Source organism: Streptomyces sp. NPDC004539 (assembly GCF_040610055.1).
Classification (GTDB): Bacteria; Actinomycetota; Actinomycetes; order Streptomycetales; family Streptomycetaceae; genus Streptomyces.
The window spans coordinates 553,355-572,067 of record NZ_JBEXLS010000002.1 but is presented as its reverse complement, the minus strand read 5'-3'; the positions used below and the strand labels follow the sequence as shown (position 1 = coordinate 572,067).

The window sequence follows — 18,713 nt, the reverse complement described above, 5'->3', positions numbered from 1 at the left end:
GGTCCTCCGCTCCGATCGCCGGGCCGCTACGCGTCGGCCGGCTTCCTCCGGGACGTCTTCCAGCGGTCGGGGACCGGATTGGTCCGGTCCTCCCAGACGACGTTGTCGTCCCACCACTCCTCGATCCGCCGCAGCTCCTCCTCGGTGTCCGGTCCGGTGAGCCGGAAGACCATCTCGGCGATGTGGGGGCCGAGTCCGGTGAGGCCGTCGTAGACGCGTCCGACCTCGCCGCGGGGCCGGTAGCTCACCGTCCCCGGCAGCGGGCAGGTGTCGGGGAGCGCGCGCAGGGTTCCCTTGGCGGGCGAGAACCGGACGAAGCCGAGCCGCTCGCCGCTCGGGCGGAGTTCCACCTGCTCGCCGCGTCCGGCCTGGCCGAGGAGGCTCGCGCCGTGGAAGTTGACGCCCAGCGTCTCCTCGTGGACGTCGACGACGAGGGCCGCGCCCGCCCGGCAGGCGATCTCGCAGACGACCAGGCGATCGTCGGCGGTGTGGAACAGTTCGAGGTGGAAGGCGCACAGGTCCGCCGCGGCGGGCAGCGCGGCCACGACCTGCCGGGCGGTGTCCCGCAGCCGCTCGGACAGCGGGTGCCCGTCGGCCAGCATGCCGGTCATGGCGGGGGCGTCGAACGCGACCGAGAACCAGTCGGAGTAGAGGTTGCGGGAGGGCACCCCCACCACCACCTCCCCGCCCTTCATGAGGCCGTTGACGTGGTAGAAGTCGCCCTCGACCCAGGCTTCGGCCAGCCGGGGCGAGCCGGTCGGGGAGGCCGGGAGGCCGGCCAGGTCCTGTTCGTCCATCAGGACCACGGTGCCGTTCGAGGCGCCGGAGTCGAGTTCCTTGACGACGACCGGGTAGCCGGTCTTCCACGTGAACTCGACGAGTTCGTCGGCGGTCCGGAACTTGCGCATGGGGGCGACCTCGACGCCCGCCGCCGCCAGCGTCGACTTCATGACGTGCTTGTCCCGGTACGCGGTGGCCGAGGCGAGGCTCTGTCCGGGCAGGCCGAGCGCGGCCCGCAGGTGCGCCGCGCGCAGCACCTCGCGTTCGCCGAGCGACAGGACCCGGCGGACGCCGAACCGCCGGGCGAGGCCGAGCAGCGTGTCGTCCGGCACCCCGGCGATGCCGTCCACCACCTCCAGGTACCGGAACCGCCGCGCGTACGCGGCGTCCTCGCCAGGGGGGATGTCGGCCCGGGTGGTCACGACGACCAGTTCGCGCGCCGCGTCCGGGAACCACTCGTGCAGGCGTGAGACGACGTCCTTGGTGTTCAGCAGAAGAAACGGACCCTGTTCGGCCGCCATGTTCGTCCTCAGATCAGTCGTTGTGTCCACGGTCTTGGCCGGCCCCGGCACGCCGTCAGGCGTCCGTGCCGAAGTAGCGGTCCCCGAAGTCCCCGATGCCGGGCAGCATCCACGCGTTCTCGTCGAGGCGTTCCTCGACGGCGGAGGTCACGATCCTGACCCGCGGAAACTCCTCGCACACGGCGGCGACACCCTCGGGGACGGTGATGAGGTTGACGAAGACGGTGTTCTCCTCGGGGACGCCGAGGTCCCTCAGCACCCGCAGCGCCGCCAGCGCGGTCCCGCCGGTCGCCATGACCGGGTCGAGCAGCAGGACGTGCCGGTCGGCGATGTCGGCGGGCAGGGCGGTGTAGTAGAGGCGGGCCTCTTTGGTCGTCTCGTCCCGCTGGATGAGGATCTTCCCGATCCGGATGCCCGGGCAGACGGCCCGCAGTTCGCCCTCCATGCTCTCCCCGGCGCGCACCACGGTCACCCCGCACAGCCCGGAGGCGAAGCGCAGCCCCTGGTAGGGGGCGCCGGTCGGGGTGCGGACCTCGTACGGCTCGAAGGGCAGCAGGTCCATGCCCGCCTCGATCAGCATGCGGATGACCCGGCGCGCGTAGTGGACGAAGTCCTCGGGGCGGGCGTCGCGGTCGCGGATCGCGGTGTGCAGGGCGCGCAGTTGGGCGGTCTGGGGCAGCAGCCGGAGGCTGCTGCCGAGGTACTTCTCGATCGCGGGGGCGGTCGGCGCGGTCATGGGGCGTGTCTCCTCAGGCCCTCGGGACGAGTTTCACAGGAAGCGAGTCGAACCCCCACAGCAGGTTCGAGCGCAGCCGCCGGACCTGGCCGGCGAGTTCGGCCACCTCGACGCGTTTGACGAGTTCCTCGAACATCACCGTGAGTTCGAGCTTGGCGAGCGAGGAGCCGATGCAGTAGTGGTTGCCCTGGAGGAAGCCCAGATGGCGGTTGGGTTCCCGCTCGATGTCGAAGCGGTCCGGGTCGTCGAAGACCGTCTCGTCGCGGTTGGCCGAGGGCAGCCAGGCGACGACGTGGTCACCGGCGCTGATGCGCTCGCCGCCGAGTTCGACGTCCTCGGTCGCGGTGCGCAGGGCGTGCATGACGGGCGAGGTGTAGCGGACGATCTCCTGGATCGCCGAGGGCATGAGGGCGGGCTCGTCCCGCAGCCGGTGCCACTGGCCGGGGTTGTCGATGAGGGCGAGCAGTCCGCCCACGGTGGCGTGCCGGGTCGTCTCGTTGCCGCCGGAGACCAGGGCGTCGCAGTTGTAGAGGATCTCCTGGTCGGTGAGCGGGGCGCCGTCGATCTCGCCGCACACCAGGGCGCTCATGAGGTCGTCCCGGGGGGCTCGCCGACGTTCCTCGGCCAGGTCCTGGAAGTGGAGGAGGATCTCGGTGTGGGCCCGGGTCTTGCGGGCCTCGTCCGCCTCGTCGAGCGCGGTGGAGCTCCAGGCGAAGCGGGTGCGTTCGACCATGAAGTCCCAGTCGGCGGGCGCGACGCCCAGCATGTCGCAGATGACGGAGACCGGGAGTTTCTGCGCGACCCGGGTGAACTCGCACTCGCCGTCGGCCAGCGCCTCGTCGATGGCTCTGGCGGCCGTCGCGCGCATGTTGGTCTCCAGCCGGTTCACCATGCGCGGGGTGAACGCCGAGCTGACGACCTTGCGGATCTTGTCGTGCCGGGGCGGGTCGGTGATGTTGAGCATCTTGTCGGCCGCGGCGGCGAGGACCTGCGGGTCGGAGTCGAGCCGCATCCCGCCCCGGGAGCTGAACACGCGGGGATCGGTCAGCATCTCGGTGCACAGGCCGTGGGTCAGCACCGCCCAGAAGTGCTCCCCGTTCGCCCGCCGGTTGCGGTACACGGGGTGTTCGGCGCGCAGCCGCGACCAGACCGGTCCCGGATCGGAGTCCCGGTAGAGGAGGGGGTCCGACAGGTCAACGTTCATCAGCTCTCCCGGTGTCGGTGGTGCCTGCGGGGCAAAGGACGTCGCGCACGGCGCGCAGGACGTCGTCCGGGTGCTCGCCCAGGTAGAAGTGGCCTCCGGGGAACGTGCGGAGGGTGAAGCGGCCCCGGGTCACGGCGGCCCAGGCGTGCGCGTCGCCGATGCCGACGGCCGCGTCCTGGCCGCCGACGAACGCGGTGACGTCGGTCCCCAGGAGGGGGCCGCCGGTGCGCGGGGCGTAGGACTGGACGATCCGGTAGTCGGCGCGGACCGCCGGCAGGAACGCGGAGCGCATGTCCGGGTCGTCCAGGAGCGCCGCGTTGCCGGAGCCCAGCTCCTTGAGCAGGGCCACGAGCCGGTCGTCGTCCAGGAGATGGGCCCCCTCCTGCCCGGCGAAGGGCCGCACCCGGTGCGGGGCCCCGCACCCCGAGACGACGAGGTGGCGTACGGCGTCCGCGCGGCCGTCGGCGGTCAGGCGGCGGACGACCTCGTAGCCGACGACCGCGCCCATGCTGTGCCCGAAGAAGACGGCGGGCCGGTCGAGGAACCCGCTCAGCTCCTCGGCGAGCCGGTCGGCGAGGGTGTGCAGGTCGGGCGGGAACGGCTCGCGGATTCTGTTCTCGCGGCCCGGGTACTGGACCGCCCACACCTGCGCCCCGGGGACGCCTCGGCCGCCCCAGTCCCGGAAGTAGCTGGCCGCTCCCCCGGCGTGCGGGAAGCACACGAGGCGGGCCGGGGCCGACGGCCGGGGCGGCCCGACGGCGCGCAGCCACAAGCTGTCCGGCCGCGTGGCGGCGGTCTGTCCCCACGCCATCGCCGGTCAGCCCCGCCCGGCGCGGTCCGCCGCGCCGTCGCCCGTCACGCGGGTGACGGCCTCGGCGAGCCCGGCGATGGTCGGGGACTCGAAGAGGACGCGGGCCGTCATGCCGACGTCGAACCGGGCGCGGATACGGGAGATGAGGCTCGCGGCGAGCAGGGAGTGGCCGCCCGACTGGAAGAAGTCGGCGTCGACGCTGATGTCCCGCCGGCCGAGTATCTCCTCCCAGATGGCGGCGAGGGCCGCCTCCACCGGGGTGCGCGGCGCGATGTGGGCGGCCTCGGCGTCGTCGTCCGGTGCCAGGGCGAGCAGGGCGGTGCGGTCGGTCTTCCCGTTGGGGGTCAGGGGGAACGCGTCCAGGACGTGGACGGCCGCCGGGATCATGTACCACGGCAGCCGGCTTCTCAGGTGGGCGATCAGACCGGCCGGGGACGGCACGGACCGCTCGGCGGCGAGGACGAAGCACACCAGGGCGGCGTCCGGTCCGTCGCCCGTGACCTGGGCGACGGCCGCCCGGACGTCCCGGTGCTCGGTGAGGACGGTCTCGATCTCGCCGAGTTCGATGCGGTGGCCGCGCAGTTTCACCTGGTGGTCGCGGCGGCCGAGGAACTCGACGCAGCCGTCGGCGTCCGCGCGCACCAGGTCCCCGGTGCGGTACATGCGGCTGCCGGGAACCCCGGAGAACGGGTCGGGGAGGAACCGTTCGGCGGTCGTCCCCGGCGCGTTGAGGTAGCCGACGGCGACGCCCTCGCCGCCGATGAACAGCTCGCCGGCCGTGCCCGCCGGGACGGGCCGCAGGGTGTCGTCGAGGACGTAGGTCCGGACGTTGTCGATGGGCCGGCCGATGGGGACGGACGCGTGCTCGCCCGGCTGCGGGTCGGGGCCCGGTTCGTGGACCGTCGTGGTGATGGTGCCCTCGGTCGGGCCGTAGACGTTGAACCAGCGGATGTCCTCGCCGACCCGTTTCTTCCAGGTCAGCAGCGCCTGGGGCGACGCCTTCTCGCCGGCCACGATCATCGTGCGCAGCGCGGACTCGGTGGCCAGCCGGAGCAGGCAGTCCTCCTCCGTGACCCAGCTGTGCCAGAAGGCCGTGGGGACGCTCAGGAACGTCGTCCCGGTGTCGACGACCTGCTGGGTCAGGGCCCGGAACGTCTGGCGCAGGGGATCGCTGCCGAGGACGAGGGCCGCGCCGTGCAGGAGCGCGGGGAAGATCTCCTCGGCGGCGGCGTCGAAGCTCAGCGGCCGGCATTGCAGGACGCGGTCGCCGGGGGCGAGGGCGAAGTGCCGGTTCACGGCGGCGCTGTGGTTCGTCAGCGAGCGGTGGGTCACCATGACGCCCTTGGGGCGGCCCGTCGATCCGGAGGTGTGGATGACGTAGGCGGTGTCCGAGGGGAGCGGGGCGGGGCCGGGCGGAGCGGGCTCGGCGGGCGGTTCGTCGAGGTCCTGGCTGTCGAGGCAGACGATCTCGCCGTCGTGGTCGGGGAAGAGCGGGCGGAGGGGTTCCTGGGTCAGGAGCAGGCGGGCTCCCGTGTCGGCCAGGACGTACCGCAGCCGGGCGACCGGGTACTCCGGGTCGAGGGGTAGGTAGGCCGCGCCGGCCTTCAGGACCCCGAGCAGGGCCGTGATCATCTGGGGGGACCGCTCGACGCACAGTCCGACGAAGGCGCCCGGACCGATGCCGCGCCGCCGCAGGAACGCGGCCAGCCGGCCGGAGTCGTCGTCGAGCTCGCGGTACGTCAGGTGCCGGTCCCGCCAGATCAGGGCGGGTGCCAGCGGGGTGCGGGCGGCCTGGGCGGCGAACAGGTCGTGCAGGCAGGCGCCCCCGGCCCGTTCGTCGTCCGGTGACCGGGCGGGCCGGATGTCCGTCCAGTGCGCGCCGACGTACTCCAGGCACTCCTGGCGGCTGCGCGCCCGGTGCGCGACGCGCCAGCCCGGCGGTACGCCGAGACCGCCGGCCCACAGAGCGTGCCGGTTCTCGCTGTTCACCAGGACCAGAGAGACACCGCTGTCGTCATGAATCGGGTTGACCACGGCTCGCAGTCCCCTTCGGATGCTAGGTGTGCGGCGGGCGCCGCTCCTCGGGCGGTACCGGCACAGCGTGGCCGCGCGCCCCTGCAAGCCCCTCGCCGCCTCGCTTGTCAGCGCGACGGCAAGCCGTCGGCAAGGTCACGGGCACAAGCTGGGCCACGAGAAATCGACCCACCGTGAAAGAGACGGAATTCGGGGGATCACTGCATTCGGCCTCCTCGCCGATCGGCGGAGCACGCTGCACCTTGAGGGAAAGGCGACCGTACATGCAAACAAAAGGACGGCTGTCCGTATCGGTACTCGGCGCCGGACTCATCGGTATGGACCTGGCGACCAAGATCACGCGTTCGGACCGTCTCGACCTGCGGCTCGTCGCGGGCCGGCACGACGCCCCGGAGCTGCGGCGGGCGGCCCGGCGCGGGCTGCCGGTCGCGACCGGGGGCATCCGGTCCCTCCTCGACGCCGGGGAGGACTTCGACGTGGTCTTCGACGCCACCGACGCGTCCTGCCACGCCGAGCACGCGGAGCAGCTCGCGGGGTCCGGCGCGATGCTCGTCGACCTGACGCCCAGCCGGGCCGGGCAGATGATCGTCCCGGCCGTCAACCGGGCGGACATCGGCTCCCACCGCGACATCAGCATGGTGACCTGCGGCGGACAGGCGTGCCTGCCGATCCTGCACGCGCTGTCGAGAGTGCACGCGATCGACTACATCGAGGTCGTGACCACGGCCGCGACACTGAGCGTGGGCCGCGCGTCGCGCCTGAACCTCGACGAGTACGTACGGACGACGCAGGACGCGATCCGCTGGTTCACCGGCGTCGAGCACGTCAAGGCGCTCGTCAACATCAGCCCGGCCCGGCCCGCGGCCACCTTCCGGGTCGCCATGTACCTGCTGGGCCGGGATCTCACCACCGAGTCGGTGCGCTCGCTGGTGGCAAAGGCCGCGGCCGAGATCCGCTCGTACGCCAGGGGATTCGCCGTCAACGTGTGCACCGTCGACGGCTCGACGGCCTTCGTGTCCGTGGAGGTCACGTCGGCCGGCGACCGGCTGCCGCGCTACGCCGGGAATCTCGACATCATCAACTCCGCCGCGATCCAGGCCGCCGAGTGTTACGCGGCGGACCGGCTCGCGCCGGCGGGCAGGGAGACGTCATGAGTCAGGAAGCGGCTCGGGACGCCGCCGCGGGCAGGCCGGTCCAGATCCACGACCCGACGCTGCGCGACGGCCAGCACGCCGTCCGGCACAGCCTCGGCGCCGAGCAGTTCCGCGCCTATCTGAAGGCCGCCGACGCCGCGCGCGTCCCGGTCGTCGAGATCGGCCACGGCAACGGCCTGTCCGCCGCCTCCCTCCAGGTCGGCCGGGCCCGGCTGAGCGACGACGAGATGATGTCGATCGCCCGGGAGACCCTGACCCACAGCAAGCTGGCCGTTCTCATGTTCCCGGGCTGGGCCACGACCCAGGACCTCGAGAACGCCCTCACGTACGAGGTCGACCTGGTCCGGATCGCGACGCACTGCACCGAGGCGAGCGTCGCCGAGCGGCATCTCGGATTTCTGCGCGACAAAGGCGTGGAGGCGCACGGAATTCTCCTCATGACGCATATGGCGAGCCCCGATCAACTCGCCGAGGAATGCGCGCGCCTGGTGGAATTCGGGGCGACCGGCGTGGGAATTCTCGATTCCTCGGGCTATTTCCTCCCCTCGGACGTCACGGACCGCGTCCGGGCCATCCGCGCCGCCGTCGACGTGCCGGTGATGTTCCACGGGCACAACAACCTCGGGATGGCCGTGGCGAACTCGGTCGCGGCGGCGGAGGCGGGGGCCGGCATCCTCGACGCGTGCGCCCGGGGTTTCGGCGCGGGCGCCGGCAACACCCAGCTCGAAGTGCTGGTGCCGGTGCTGGAGCGGCTGGGGTTCCGGACGGGCATCGACCTGTACCGGCTCCTGGACGCGGCGGACGTCGCGGAGCGGGAGCTGATGCCGGCGCCGCCGACGATCGACTCCGTGGCCGTCGTCAGCGGGCTGGCCGGGGTGTTCTCCGGGTTCAAGAAGCCGGTGCTCGACATCGCCGCGCGGGAGGGCGTCGATCCGCGTGACGTCTTCTTCGAACTCGGCAGGCGTCAGGTGGTCGCCGGCCAGGAGGACCTGATCGTGGAGGTGGCGCTGGCCCTGCGCGCCGCCCTGCCGGCCGGCGGGACCGGGGCGTGAACGGCGTGAACACGAACTCCAGGTACTTCGTGCCCGCCCCCAGCCTGGGAAGCGTCCTCGGGGACACCGAGCTGGCGGCGCTGGGCGAGCTGGTCCGGTCCGGCGAGACCCTCTCCCAGGGGCGGTGGAGGGACACCTTCGAGCAGGCGATGCGCGAGCACGTCGGCAGCCGGTACGCGATGACCGTCACCAGCGGGACCGTCGCCGTCGCCCTCGCGGTGCACCTGCTGGACCTCGCCCCCGGCGACGAGGTGATCGTGACCCCGCAGACCTTCAAGGCCACCGCCGACCCGCTGCTGGCCCACGACGTGACGGTCCGTTTCTGCGACGTCGAGCCGGACACCCTGAACGTGGACGTCGACTCGTTCGAGTCGCTGATCACCCCGCGGACCAAGGCCCTGATCCTGGTCCACTACGGCGGCCGGCCGGCCCGGATGGACGAGATCATGCGGGTGGCCCGCCGGCACGGCGTCCGGGTGATCGAGGACTGCGCGCACGCGCTCGGCGCCCTCTACCGGGGCCGGCGGCCCGGTGCGCTGGGCGACATCGGGTGCTTCAGCTTCCACTCCAGCAAGAACATCACGACCCTCGGCGAGGGCGGCATGCTCACCTTCGACGATCCCGGGTGGGCCGAGCGCATCGACCGCATCCGCTCCAACGCCGCCGACGGGGTGTTCGCCCCCTCGCCGCTGTCGGCCGGGCCGTACCGGCGCGCGGAGCCCTGGATGATGTGGGCGGACGACTCCTACGAACGGCAGTGCCTGCGCGTGCGGCATCCCGGGAGCAACGCGACGCTCGGCGAGGCCGGGGCGGTCGTCGGGCTCGCCCAGCTGGCGCGGCTGGAGGAGCTGGCCGGGCGGCGGCGGTGGATCGCCGGGCGCCTCGCCCGGACGCTGGCGGAGTTCCCGCACGTGCGGCTGGCGGAGGTGCCCGAGGACGTCCGGCACCCCTACCACCTGTTCACGTTCTTCGTCCGGCAGGGCCGGGGGGTGAGCCGTGACGAGGTCATCCACGCCCTGGAGGACGCCGGGGTCCAGGTGCAGGTGCGCTATTTCCCGCTCCATCTGCGCCCCGAGTGGCGGGGCCGGGGGCACCGGCTCGGCGAGTGTCCGGTGACCGAACGGATCTGGTTCCACGAGCAGGTCAACCTGCCGTGCTACCCGTCGATGACCGACGGCCAGGTCGAGCATCTGGTGCTGGCCCTGAAGTCCGCGCTCACCGGACGGCGGGGCGTCACGGCGAGTTACGAGGAGGCGCGGGCATGACGGAGTCGTACGACGTGGTGGTCGTGGGAGGCGGGCCCGTCGGCCTGGCCGCCGCCTGGCAGGTGGCCGAACGCGGGCAGCGGGTCCTCGTCCTGGAGCGGCACACGTTCTTCAACGAGACCGCGGGGACGAGCGGCGCCGAACGGCACTGGCGGCTCCAGTACACGCAGGAGGACCTGTTCCGCCTGACGCTGGAGACCCTTCCGCTGTGGCGCTCGCTGGAGAGCCACTGCGAGCGGCGCCTCATCCACGAGATCGGCAGCCTCTGGTTCGGGGACACCGACGTGCTGACGAACGAGGGCCAGATATCGGGCACCGCGGAGATGATGGACAAGCTCTCGGTGCGCTACGAATGGCTCGGCGCGGCCGACATCGAGCGGCGGTTCGGGTTCCGCGGGCTCCCCACCCATTACGAGGGGTTCCTCCAGCCCGACGGCGGGACGATCGACGTCCGGGGCACGCTGTCGGCGCTCTTCACCCTCGCCCAGGCCGCCGGCTGCGCCCTGCGCACCGGTGAGGCGGTGACGGCGCTCGTGCCGGACGGGGACGGGGTGAGCGTCACCACCGACCGGGGCGCCTACCGGGCCGGCAAGGTGGTCCTGGCCTGCGGCCCCTACACGAACGACCTGCTGGAGCCGCTGGGGGTGCGGCTGGCCTACTCGGTGTACGAGATGGCGATCGCCGCCTACCGGCAGGCCGTCCCGGTGACCGAGGCACCGTTCTGGTTCGCCTTCCAGCAGCCGACGCGGGAGGACACCAACCTGTTCTACGGGTTCGGCCACAACCCGTGGGCCCCCGGGGAGTTCGTGCGCTGCGGGCCGATCTTCGAGGTGGACCCGCTCGGCCATCCGTCGGCGTCCACGGGCGTCGCCGACCCGCGCCAGATGCGACGGCTGTCGGGCTGGCTGAGGGACCATCTGCCCACGGTCGACCCCGACCCGGTGCGGACCTCGACCTGCCTGGCCGTGCTGCCCACGGACACCGAACGGCAGTTCTTCCTCGGCACCGCGCGGGACCTGATGACGCACGGGGACCGGCTCGTCGTCTACGGGGCGGGCTGGGGGTTCAAGTTCGTCCCGCTCTTCGGCCGGATCTGCGCCGACCTCGCCGTGGACGACTCCACCCCGTACGACATCTCACGGCTCGCCCTGCAATCGGCGGGGAGGTGACCGGGCATGCATCCGTTCCGTCCCGATGATCTCGGTCTCCCGCGCGTCCCTCCGGACCGGGCGCGGGAGTACCGCCGGCGTGGCTGGTGGCTTCCCGAGCGGGTGGACCGCCTGGCGCTGCGGCATGTGGACGACGACCCCGGGCGGGAGGCCGTGAGCGGCCCCGGCGGCCGGCTGACCAGGCGTGAGCTGGCGCAGGCGGTCGACGGCGCCGCCGCCCGGCTGGCCGCCCTCGGGATCGCGCGGGGGGACCGTGTCCTGGTCCAGCTCCCGAACGACCTGGAGCTGGTCGTCCTGCCGCTGGCGCTGATGCGGCTGGGCGCCCACCCGGTGATGGCGGTGCCGACGCTGCGCCGCCGCGAGCTGCTGGCGGTCGTGGCGGCGACCCGGCCCACGGCGGTGGCCGTACCGGGCCGCTGGCAGCGTTTCGACCATGTGGCGCTGGCCCGGGAACTCCAGCGGGACTGCCCGAGCATCCGCCACCTCCTGGTCGCCGACCGCGCGTCCGGCGCCGGTCCCGAGGACGCCGATGTCACGGACCTGGTCGAGCTGTGCCGTCCGGACCCCGAGGCCGTGCCCCTGCCCGAGCTGGGGCCGCCGCTGGCCGACGAGCCGGCCGTCTTCCTGCTGTCCAGCGGGACGACCGGCCCGCCGAAGGCGATCGCGCGCGCCCACGAGGGCTACGGCTACATGATCCGTACGGCCGCGCGGTGGGCCGGGCTCTCCCCGGACACGGTGTACCTCGCCGTCATGTCGGGGGCGCACGGATTCGTCCTCAACTGCCCCGGGATGCTCGGCGTCCTGGCCTTCGGCGGCCGGCTGGTCCTGGGCTCCCCGGGAGACCCGGCGGCGGCACTCGACCTCGTCGACCGTGAGGGGGTGACGCACACGACGCTGGTGCCCGCGCTGGTCGCCCAGTGGCTGGCCGAGGTCCGGCGGCGGGGTCGCGGGCCGACGTCGCTGCGGGTGATGCAGGCCGGCGGCGCCCGGCTGGAGCCCGCCCCCGCCGCCGAGGCCCGGCAGCTGCTCGGCTGCACGGTCCAGCAGTGCTACGGCATGAGCGAAGGGCTGCTGACCTACACCGCGCTGGACGATCCCGAGGACGTCATAGCCCGCACCCAGGGCCGGCCGGCCTCCCCCGGCGACGAGATCCGGATCGTGGACGAGAACGGCGCGGAGGTCGCCGAGGGCGCGGTGGGAGAGCTGCTGACCAGGGGCCCGTACACGGTCGCCGGATACTACGCGGCACCGGAGGCGGACGCGCGTGCCTTCACCGGCGACGGCTTCTACCGCACCGGTGACCTGGCGCGGCTGCATCCGTCGGGCGGCCTGGTGGTGGAGGGCCGGACCGGGGACGTCATCAACCGGGGCGGGGAGAAGATCTCCGCCGGTGAGATCGAGTCGCTGCTCGGGGAGCATCCCGGGCTGCGCGCGGTCGCGGCGGTCGCGATGCCGCACTCGGTCTGGGGGCAGACGGTCTGCGTCTTCGCCGTCCCCGCCGACCCGGGGGCGCGGCCGGCGCTGCTCGAACTGCGCCGGTTCCTCACCGGACGCGGGATCGCCACGTACAAGCTGCCCGAGGAACTGAGGGTCGTCGACGCCCTCCCGATGATCGGCGTCGGCAAGATCGACCGGGTCGCCCTGCGCGCGGCGGCGGCGAAACGGCAGGACCGAGAGAAGCGGGAACGCGTCCCATGACCGAGCTGCCCGACCACGAGGTCCCGTCGTTCCCGATGGCCCGCGAGTGCCCCATGCGCCCGCCGGCCGCGTACCGGGAGATCCGCGAGCGGGAGCCCGTCACCCGGGTGCGGATGCCCGACGGCCAGGTCGCCTGGCTGGTCACCGGGCACGAGCAGGCCCGCAGGCTGCTCGCCGACCCCCGGGTCAGCTCCGACCGCCTGCACCCGGCGTTCCCGGGGAGTCTGACCGCCGAGCAGCGCACGGCGGCCGAGCGCGTCCGCCGGCTCAGCACCCGCCGGTCCATGATCCATCTGGACGGGGCCGACCACGGGGCCCACCGCAGGTTCCTGACCGGCGAGTTCTCGCTGCGCCGGATCGCCGCGCTGCGCCCGCGCATGCAGGAGATCGTCGACCGCTGCGTCGACGACCTGCTGGCCGCGCCGCGGCCGTCCGACCTCGTCGAGCACGTGTCGCAGGCGGTGCCGTCGCTCGTGATCTGCGAGCTGCTGGGCGTGCCGTACGAGCGGCGGCACGACTTCCACGCGTGGGCGAACAGGCTGATCAGCCGGACCGCCTCGGCGCGGGAGCGCACCGCGGCCTCCGACGCGCTGAACGAGTGCCTGGAGACCCTGGTCACCGAGAAGGAGCGGGGTGAGCCCGCCGACGACCTGATCGGCCGGCTCATCGCGCGCAACCGGCGGACGCCGGTGATGACGCACGACGAGATCGTCGGCACCGCCGTCATGCTGCTGATCGCCGGGCACCAGACCACCGCGAACATGATCTCGCTGGGCGTGGTGACGCTGCTGGCGAACCCGGAGCACAAGGCGCAGGTCACCGCCGATCCGTCGGTGCTGCCCTCGGCGATCGAGGAGATGCTGCGCTACTTCAGCGTCGTGGAGAACGCGCCCGCCCGGGTGGCCACCGAGGACATCGAGATCGGGGGTGTGACCATCCGCAAGGACGAGGGCATCGTCGTGTCCGGGCTGGCCGCCGACTGGGACGAGGAGGTCTTCGCGCACCCGGACCGGCTGGACTTCCGGCGCGGCGCCCGCAACCACGTCGCGTTCGGGTACGGCGTGCACCAGTGCCTCGGCCAGAATCTGGCCCGGGTGGAGCTGGAGCTGGTCTTCGAGACTCTGCTGCGGCGGGTGCCGAGCCTGTCGCTGGCCGTCCCCGCCGACGAGCTGCGGTACAAGGACGACGCCGGCATCTACGGCATCCACCAGGTGCCGGTGCGTTTCTGAGGGGGAGGCACGTCATGCGGATCACCGCGGACCGGGAGCGGTGCGTCGGCGCCGGGCAGTGTGTGCTGGCCGCGCCCGGCGTCTTCGACCAGGACGACGACGGGCTGGTCGCGCCGCTCACGGCGCGGCCGGCCGGGGAGGAGGAGCCGGCCGTCCGGCAGGCCGTCGGGCTGTGCCCCTCCTCGGCCATCCGGATCGACGAACAACCGACGAGCAGCCTGTGAGGACGGCCCGCGAGCGCGGGCCGTCCTCACAGGCTGCTCGAACGAAGGACGTCTACTCGAAGAAGGACAGCGAGACCGACAGCCGGACCAGGCCCCGGCCCTCGCTGACGGGCACGGTCTGGTGCCAGGACGACGGGGACGCCGAGTAGATCAGGGCGGTCCCCCCGACCGGTGACATCGCCCAGGCGGGGCCCGCCGACCGGTCCGGGCCGGACCAGAGCTCGAACTCCCCGCCGCCGTCGCCCGGCCAGTCCTCGTTGAGGTGCAGGGACAGCTGGAGCCTCTTGTGCAGCTTGCCCGTGTTGAGGTCGTCGAAGTCGCCGTCGTAGTGCCGGAAGATCTCGCTCGTGCGATGGAGCCCGGCGGTGTCCACCCCGGTCTCGCGCCGGAGCCAGTCGGCGAGTTCACCGGAGACCAGATCGGTGGCCAGTTCGCGCCACGGCGGCGCCAGCGCGTCCAGGCCGAAGGCGAACCCGCTCTTGTTGTCGGACAGCGGCAGGACGGACGAGCGGTAGCGGCGCCGGACGTAGCCGGTGGTGGTCGACGTGTCGATGCGCTTGAACAGGCCCTCGTCCGGCGCGGTGGCGCCGAGGTCCGCCAGGGCCCGCGCGGAGAGCAGGGCGGCCCCCCGGAAATGCCGGAAGGGGTGCTCGTGCGTTTCGAGCCGGGTGTCCAGGTCGATCAAGGGTCACACCTCTCGGGGTCGCGTCAGGGCTGCCCCGCCAGTGTCGTCGGCGCGCTTGCCGTGCGATGGCGTGCCGGTTTGCGAAGACCTTGCTGCCGCGCGGCAGCGGATCGACAAGGGGTCGGCAGGGGACCGCGGACAGGCTGTGGCCAGGCCGGAATCCCGGATCAACCCCAAGGAGGCACCGTGGTGCTGTCGCTCGACTCGACGCTGGAGGAACGCACCCAGCCGTTCCAGCTCTTCCGCGGCCGTGACCTGCTCGACGGCGATCAACTGGAGCAGCTGCTCGCCACCATGCCGACCGCCGACGTCGCGAAGATCGCGGTGGAGGACCCGAAGCACGAGAAGCAGTACCGGATGAACCTCGTGGACCTCGTCGTCCTGGAGAAGGACGCCCCCGTGTACGAGCGGCTCCCGGAGATCTGGCGCGACCTCGTGGAGGACCTGCGCGGCGCAGAGTTCACGGCCTGGCTCGAAGCGGCGACCGGGATCGAGCTGGCCGGCCTGGAGCGCAGCATCGGCCTCTACACCCACCGCAACGGCGACTACCTGTCGGTCCACAAGGACAAGCCGACCAAAGCGATCACCGTGATCCTCTACCTGAACCGGGACTGGCCGGTCGAGGCGGGCGGGCAGTTCCAGATCTTCGACTCCCCCCGGTCGAGCCCGACGGAGGAGATCAGCCCGGTCGGCGGCCAGTTGCTCGCCTTCCCGCCCACCGACAAGTCCTGGCACGCGGTCTCGAAGATCGAGCACCCGGAGGGCACCGAGCGGATCACCGTCCAGATCGAGTACTGGCTGACCACCGGGCTCGCCGGCTCCGCGTACCGGCCGCAGAGCTGACCGTCCGGCGCCCGACGCCCACCGTGCCGGAACCGAAAGGACCCCCCATGGGAGAGATCGTGGACGACCCCCGGAAGATCCTCGTGATCTGGCCGCCGCAGGTGCTGAGCTACTTCAACGCGGGCCACCACCTCGCGCTCTACCAGGTCGCCGGCCATCTGCGCACCGTCTACCCCGGCGCGCGGGTGACCGCGGTCGACGCCAGTGTCGAGCGCCTGACGTGGAAGGACCTCGGCAGCAGGCTCTTCCAGGAGCGCTACGACGTCATCGCCGTGATGAACGAGTTCGACGGCATCGACGGGCTGCGCCGGTTCGTCTCGTACGCCAGGGCGCTGAACCCGGACGCCCCGATCGTCACGTTCGGCCGGCTGTCCGGGGTCAACCCGCGTTTCTTCGAGCGCTTCGACATCGACGCGATCGTGGAGAACGGCGACTTCGAGGCGGGCGTCGGCGCCGCGATCGAGACCTTCCGGGGCCGCGCGGCCGAGGCCCCGGGGGTGCATCTGCGGCGCGACGGCTCCTGGACGGCTCCGGCGCGGCGCGGCGAGCTGCTCCCGGCGGAGGACTGGTACCTGCCGACGCCGGACGAGATCCCCTACGCGCACTACGACGCCCTCTACTTCGACGACGCCAACAAGTTCTGCGGCATCCCGCGCCGCCGTGAGCTGGTCGTGCCGGCGGCCCGAGGGTGCCCGGTGGGCTGTTCGTACTGCGAGGTGCCGATCATCTTCTCGAAGAAGGAGCGGCGGCTGACGGTCGAGCGGACGGTCCGGTACATCGAGGAGTCGTTCGCGGCGGCGCCGTTCGAGTACGTGGCGTTCTACGCGCCGACGTTCACTCTCGACAAGAAGTGGATGGCGGAGTTCTGCGAGGAGCTGACCGGCCGGGGGTCGCCGTACCCGTGGAAGTGCGCGACGACGATCCACCATCTCGGCGAGGAGATGATCCGGTCGATGGGCGCGGCCGGCTGTGTCCGGATCAGTGTCGGTCTTGAGACGCTCGACCCCGAGGAGGGCGCGCTGCTGCCCCGGCCGAAGCAGAAGTCCGCGCTGGACCTGGACCGGCTCGCGGACTGGTGCGCGCAGTCGGGCATCGAGCTGAACTGCTTCGTGATCGTCGGGCTGCCCGGCACCACGATCGAGGGTGCCGAGCGGACCATCGAGGCCGTCCAGGAACGCGGCGGACGCGCCCGGCCGACCGTGTACGCCCCCTGGGAGATCGCCGGCCCGGACCTCAGCGACCACGAGATGGCCGCGTTCAACCGGCAGTTGTTCGTGCCGGGCACCCACGCGCTGACCGAGGACGAGCTGAGCCGCGGCTACGACATCGTCTTCGGCAGCCAGCCGGACGTCACGCAGGTGTTCGAGCACATCCCCGCCCGCGCCGCCGCCGGCCCGGCCCTGCGCCCGGTATGACGGACGAGACGCTCGTGACGGCGCGGGAACGGGCGCTCTCCCCGTTCCTGCGGGAGAGCCCCGGCCGGTTCCGCAACCGGCGGGCCCGGGTCCCCGACGAGATCAACCTCAAGAGCTGCGGGCTGCTCGACGGCCGGGCCGCGGCGGTGCACCGGGCCACGCTGGCGGAGTTCGACCCGCAGGACGTGCTGACCTACCCGATCCTGGGACCGGTCTACGGACTGCTGGCCGGCGGGTTCGGGGTGGACGTCGACTCCCTCGTGCTCACCGCGGGCTCCGACCCCGGGCTGAACCTGCTGACCCGGGCGTTCCCGGAGGTGTCGCGGATCGTCCTCCACCAGCCGAACTTCGACGGGTGGACGAAGTTCGCGGCGATCTCGGGGTGTGTCCTCGACCCCGTCGCCCCGGACCCGGGGACCGGGCTGTTCGACCTGCGTGACCTCGCGCGACGGCTGTCGGCGGGGGCGCCGGCATTCGTCGTCGTCACCGTCCCGCACAGCTTCACCGGGCAGGTGCACGAGGCGCGGGAGCTGGCGGAGTTGGCCGACGCGGTGGCGGAGCACGGGAGTCTGCTGGTCGTGGACACCGCCTATCTGGCGTTCACCGAGGGCGGCGAGGAGCTGGTGCGCGGGCTCGCCGGTCTGCGCCATGTCGTCCGCGTGAACACGTTCTCCAAGTGCTACGGGCTGTCGGGGGCCCGGATCGCGGTGACGGTCGCTCACCCGGCGGTCGCCCGGCACCTGTTCGACCTCGATCCGGAGGGCCCGGTGTCCGCTCTCGCGGTGGCGCTGCTGCGGCGTTCGCTGGAGGAGCGGGCCGTCTTCGCCGAGATCTGGGCCGACGTGCGGCGGCTGCGGGGGCGGTTCGCGGCCGACGTCGAGCGGGCGGTGCCCGGCTGGCGGTCGCGGCCCAGCGGCGGGAACTTCGTGACCTGGGACGTCCCCGACCGGGACGCCGCCCGGGCCGCGAGCCGGTATCTCCTGGACCGGGGCATCGTCGTCCGGGACCTGTCCGGGGCGCCAGGGCTCCCCGCCGCCGTCCGTATCGCGGTCGCGAACGAGCCCGTCGCCCGCCGCGTCGTCGCCGCGCTGGGCGACTGGCACCGGGGGGAGGCGGCATGAACCCCCGCGCGAACACCCGCACGAACATTCTTATGGACACCCGGCGGATCGCGGTCCCGGGCCTGCCCAACGTGCGTGACCTGGGCGGGCTGCGCGGTCCCGACGGGGGGTACTTCCGGCGGGGCCTCGTCCTGCGGGGGCCGGCGCCCTCGCCGGACACGGCCCCGGCGCTCGACGGGCTGGGCGTGCGTACCGTCGTCGATCTGCGGCTGGAGCACGAGCGCCGGCAGTACCCGGGGCCCGAGAGCACGGGCGCGACCGTCCTGCCGCGTCCCGTGGCCGGCGACATGAGCCGTATCCGGGGCAACGTACGGCCCCTGCCCAGCGACTACCTCGCGAACTACCGCGACATGCTCACCAGGGCGGCCCCGGTCGCGGCGGAGATCGTGGGCCTGCTCGCCGACGACGCGGAGGTGCCCGTCTACGTCTGCTGCGCGATGGGCAAGGACCGCACCGGAGTCGTCAGCGCCCTCGTCCTGCGGGCGCTGGGGGTGCGCACGGCGGACGTCGCCCGGGACTACGCCCTGACCGCCCGCGCGTACCGCGCCCTGCGCAGCGGTGATCCCCGCCCGCGCTGGACCCGCGAGGACAGCCTCGCCCAGCTGCGGCTGCGGACCTCCACGCCGGCGGCGACGATGCGGGCGCTGATCGCCGGGATCGAGGCCGGTCACGGCAGCGTCGCCCGGCTGCTCACGCTCCACGGCCTCCAGGAGGAGACCCGGCTGCGCGCGGTCGCCGGCGCGTTCACCCACCCCGTCCACCCGTGAGGAAG

General features: G+C 72.7%; 17 protein-coding genes. 11 read left to right on the top strand and 6 right to left on the bottom strand.

Translation table 11 applies throughout. The features are described from left to right. Nucleotides 1-26 precede the first annotated feature (26 nt). Genes ABZX85_RS06195 through ABZX85_RS06175 form a run of 5 tightly spaced genes read right to left on the bottom strand, consistent with a single transcriptional unit; the run spans nucleotide 27 to nucleotide 6,086 of the window. Complete coding sequence (locus ABZX85_RS06195) at nucleotides 27-1,301, bottom strand: hypothetical protein (protein ID WP_355862909.1); 1,275 nt, start codon at nucleotides 1,299-1,301, stop codon at nucleotides 27-29. A gap of 55 nt (nucleotides 1,302-1,356) precedes the next feature. Then, on the bottom strand, nucleotides 1,357-2,037 hold the full coding sequence (upp, locus tag ABZX85_RS06190) for a uracil phosphoribosyltransferase (RefSeq protein ID WP_355862907.1): 681 nt from the start codon (nucleotides 2,035-2,037) through the stop codon (nucleotides 1,357-1,359). A gap of 13 nt (nucleotides 2,038-2,050) precedes the next feature. After that, on the bottom strand, nucleotides 2,051-3,241 hold the full coding sequence (locus ABZX85_RS06185; RefSeq protein WP_355862906.1) for a cytochrome P450: 1,191 nt from the start codon (nucleotides 3,239-3,241) through the stop codon (nucleotides 2,051-2,053). Next, nucleotides 3,231-4,052, bottom strand: coding sequence for an alpha/beta fold hydrolase (locus ABZX85_RS06180; RefSeq protein ID WP_355862904.1), 822 nt, complete (start codon nucleotides 4,050-4,052; stop codon nucleotides 3,231-3,233). Before ABZX85_RS06180 ends, ABZX85_RS06185 begins: the two co-directional genes overlap by 11 nt. 6 nt (nucleotides 4,053-4,058) lie before the next feature. Then, nucleotides 4,059-6,086: an amino acid adenylation domain-containing protein gene (locus ABZX85_RS06175; protein WP_355862902.1), complete on the bottom strand. Its 2,028-nt coding sequence runs from the start codon at nucleotides 6,084-6,086 to the stop codon at nucleotides 4,059-4,061. A 263-nt stretch (nucleotides 6,087-6,349) separates the two neighbouring features. Between ABZX85_RS06175 and ABZX85_RS06170 the strand changes: the two genes are divergently transcribed. From ABZX85_RS06170 to ABZX85_RS06140, 7 genes are read left to right on the top strand one after another with little or no spacing between them, the layout of a single operon-like run. Further along, a complete protein-coding gene (locus ABZX85_RS06170) occupies nucleotides 6,350-7,240 on the top strand; it encodes an acetaldehyde dehydrogenase (acetylating) (RefSeq protein WP_355862900.1) in 891 nt (296 codons plus the stop codon). Beyond that, entirely contained in the window at nucleotides 7,237-8,292 is a 1,056-nt protein-coding gene (gene dmpG / locus ABZX85_RS06165; protein ID WP_355862898.1) for a 4-hydroxy-2-oxovalerate aldolase, read from the top strand. The genes ABZX85_RS06170 and dmpG overlap by 4 nt, the downstream gene beginning before the upstream one ends. Further along, a complete protein-coding gene (locus ABZX85_RS06160) occupies nucleotides 8,289-9,557 on the top strand; it encodes a DegT/DnrJ/EryC1/StrS family aminotransferase (RefSeq protein WP_355862896.1) in 1,269 nt (422 codons plus the stop codon). The genes dmpG and ABZX85_RS06160 overlap by 4 nt, the downstream gene beginning before the upstream one ends. Beyond that, complete coding sequence (locus ABZX85_RS06155; protein WP_355862895.1) at nucleotides 9,554-10,726, top strand: FAD-dependent oxidoreductase; 1,173 nt, start codon at nucleotides 9,554-9,556, stop codon at nucleotides 10,724-10,726. Before ABZX85_RS06160 ends, ABZX85_RS06155 begins: the two co-directional genes overlap by 4 nt. A 6-nt stretch (nucleotides 10,727-10,732) precedes the next feature. Then, nucleotides 10,733-12,424, top strand: coding sequence for an AMP-binding protein (locus tag ABZX85_RS06150; RefSeq protein ID WP_355862893.1), 1,692 nt, complete (start codon nucleotides 10,733-10,735; stop codon nucleotides 12,422-12,424). Next, nucleotides 12,421-13,653 (top strand): cytochrome P450, encoded by a 1,233-nt coding sequence (locus tag ABZX85_RS06145; RefSeq protein ID WP_355862891.1) that lies wholly within the window; start codon nucleotides 12,421-12,423, stop codon nucleotides 13,651-13,653. Before ABZX85_RS06150 ends, ABZX85_RS06145 begins: the two co-directional genes overlap by 4 nt. Before the next feature lie 14 nt (nucleotides 13,654-13,667). Continuing rightward, nucleotides 13,668-13,877: a ferredoxin gene (locus ABZX85_RS06140; RefSeq protein WP_355862889.1), complete on the top strand. Its 210-nt coding sequence runs from the start codon at nucleotides 13,668-13,670 to the stop codon at nucleotides 13,875-13,877. Nucleotides 13,878-13,929: 52 nt separating this feature from the next. On the opposite strand, the gene ABZX85_RS06135 is transcribed toward ABZX85_RS06140, so the two are convergent. After that, entirely contained in the window at nucleotides 13,930-14,562 is a 633-nt protein-coding gene (locus tag ABZX85_RS06135; protein ID WP_355862887.1) for a 2OG-Fe(II) oxygenase, read from the bottom strand. Between the two features lie 186 nt (nucleotides 14,563-14,748). On the opposite strand from ABZX85_RS06135, the gene ABZX85_RS06130 reads away from it, so the two are divergent. The 4 genes from ABZX85_RS06130 to ABZX85_RS06115 are packed head-to-tail and all read left to right on the top strand — an operon-like array spanning nucleotide 14,749 to nucleotide 18,708. Beyond that, nucleotides 14,749-15,405, top strand: coding sequence for a 2OG-Fe(II) oxygenase (locus ABZX85_RS06130; RefSeq protein WP_355862885.1), 657 nt, complete (start codon nucleotides 14,749-14,751; stop codon nucleotides 15,403-15,405). Between the two features lie 47 nt (nucleotides 15,406-15,452). Then, nucleotides 15,453-16,820 (top strand): radical SAM protein, encoded by a 1,368-nt coding sequence (locus ABZX85_RS06125; RefSeq protein ID WP_355862883.1) that lies wholly within the window; start codon nucleotides 15,453-15,455, stop codon nucleotides 16,818-16,820. Beyond that, complete coding sequence (locus tag ABZX85_RS06120; RefSeq protein ID WP_355862881.1) at nucleotides 16,817-17,941, top strand: pyridoxal phosphate-dependent aminotransferase; 1,125 nt, start codon at nucleotides 16,817-16,819, stop codon at nucleotides 17,939-17,941. The genes ABZX85_RS06125 and ABZX85_RS06120 overlap by 4 nt, the downstream gene beginning before the upstream one ends. Next, nucleotides 17,938-18,708: a tyrosine-protein phosphatase gene (locus ABZX85_RS06115; protein ID WP_355862879.1), complete on the top strand. Its 771-nt coding sequence runs from the start codon at nucleotides 17,938-17,940 to the stop codon at nucleotides 18,706-18,708. The genes ABZX85_RS06120 and ABZX85_RS06115 overlap by 4 nt, the downstream gene beginning before the upstream one ends. Nucleotides 18,709-18,713: the final 5 nt, after the last annotated feature.

Bases quoted from the DNA above. Each gene is read 5' to 3' on its own strand.
- ABZX85_RS06195 (WP_355862909.1), bottom strand. From the start codon at position 1,301: ATGGCGGCCGAACAGGGTCCGTTTCTTCTGCTGAACACCAAGGACGTC.
- upp (WP_355862907.1), bottom strand. From the start codon at position 2,037: ATGACCGCGCCGACCGCCCCCGCGATCGAGAAGTACCTCGGCAGCAGC.
- ABZX85_RS06185 (WP_355862906.1), bottom strand. From the start codon at position 3,241: ATGAACGTTGACCTGTCGGACCCCCTCCTCTACCGGGACTCCGATCCG.
- ABZX85_RS06180 (WP_355862904.1), bottom strand. From the start codon at position 4,052: ATGGCGTGGGGACAGACCGCCGCCACGCGGCCGGACAGCTTGTGGCTG.
- ABZX85_RS06170 (WP_355862900.1), top strand. From the start codon at position 6,350: ATGCAAACAAAAGGACGGCTGTCCGTATCGGTACTCGGCGCCGGACTC.
- dmpG (WP_355862898.1), top strand. From the start codon at position 7,237: ATGAGTCAGGAAGCGGCTCGGGACGCCGCCGCGGGCAGGCCGGTCCAG.
- ABZX85_RS06155 (WP_355862895.1), top strand. From the start codon at position 9,554: ATGACGGAGTCGTACGACGTGGTGGTCGTGGGAGGCGGGCCCGTCGGC.
- ABZX85_RS06150 (WP_355862893.1), top strand. From the start codon at position 10,733: ATGCATCCGTTCCGTCCCGATGATCTCGGTCTCCCGCGCGTCCCTCCG.
- ABZX85_RS06145 (WP_355862891.1), top strand. From the start codon at position 12,421: ATGACCGAGCTGCCCGACCACGAGGTCCCGTCGTTCCCGATGGCCCGC.
- ABZX85_RS06140 (WP_355862889.1), top strand. From the start codon at position 13,668: ATGCGGATCACCGCGGACCGGGAGCGGTGCGTCGGCGCCGGGCAGTGT.
- ABZX85_RS06125 (WP_355862883.1), top strand. From the start codon at position 15,453: ATGGGAGAGATCGTGGACGACCCCCGGAAGATCCTCGTGATCTGGCCG.
- ABZX85_RS06120 (WP_355862881.1), top strand. From the start codon at position 16,817: ATGACGGACGAGACGCTCGTGACGGCGCGGGAACGGGCGCTCTCCCCG.
- ABZX85_RS06115 (WP_355862879.1), top strand. From the start codon at position 17,938: ATGAACCCCCGCGCGAACACCCGCACGAACATTCTTATGGACACCCGG.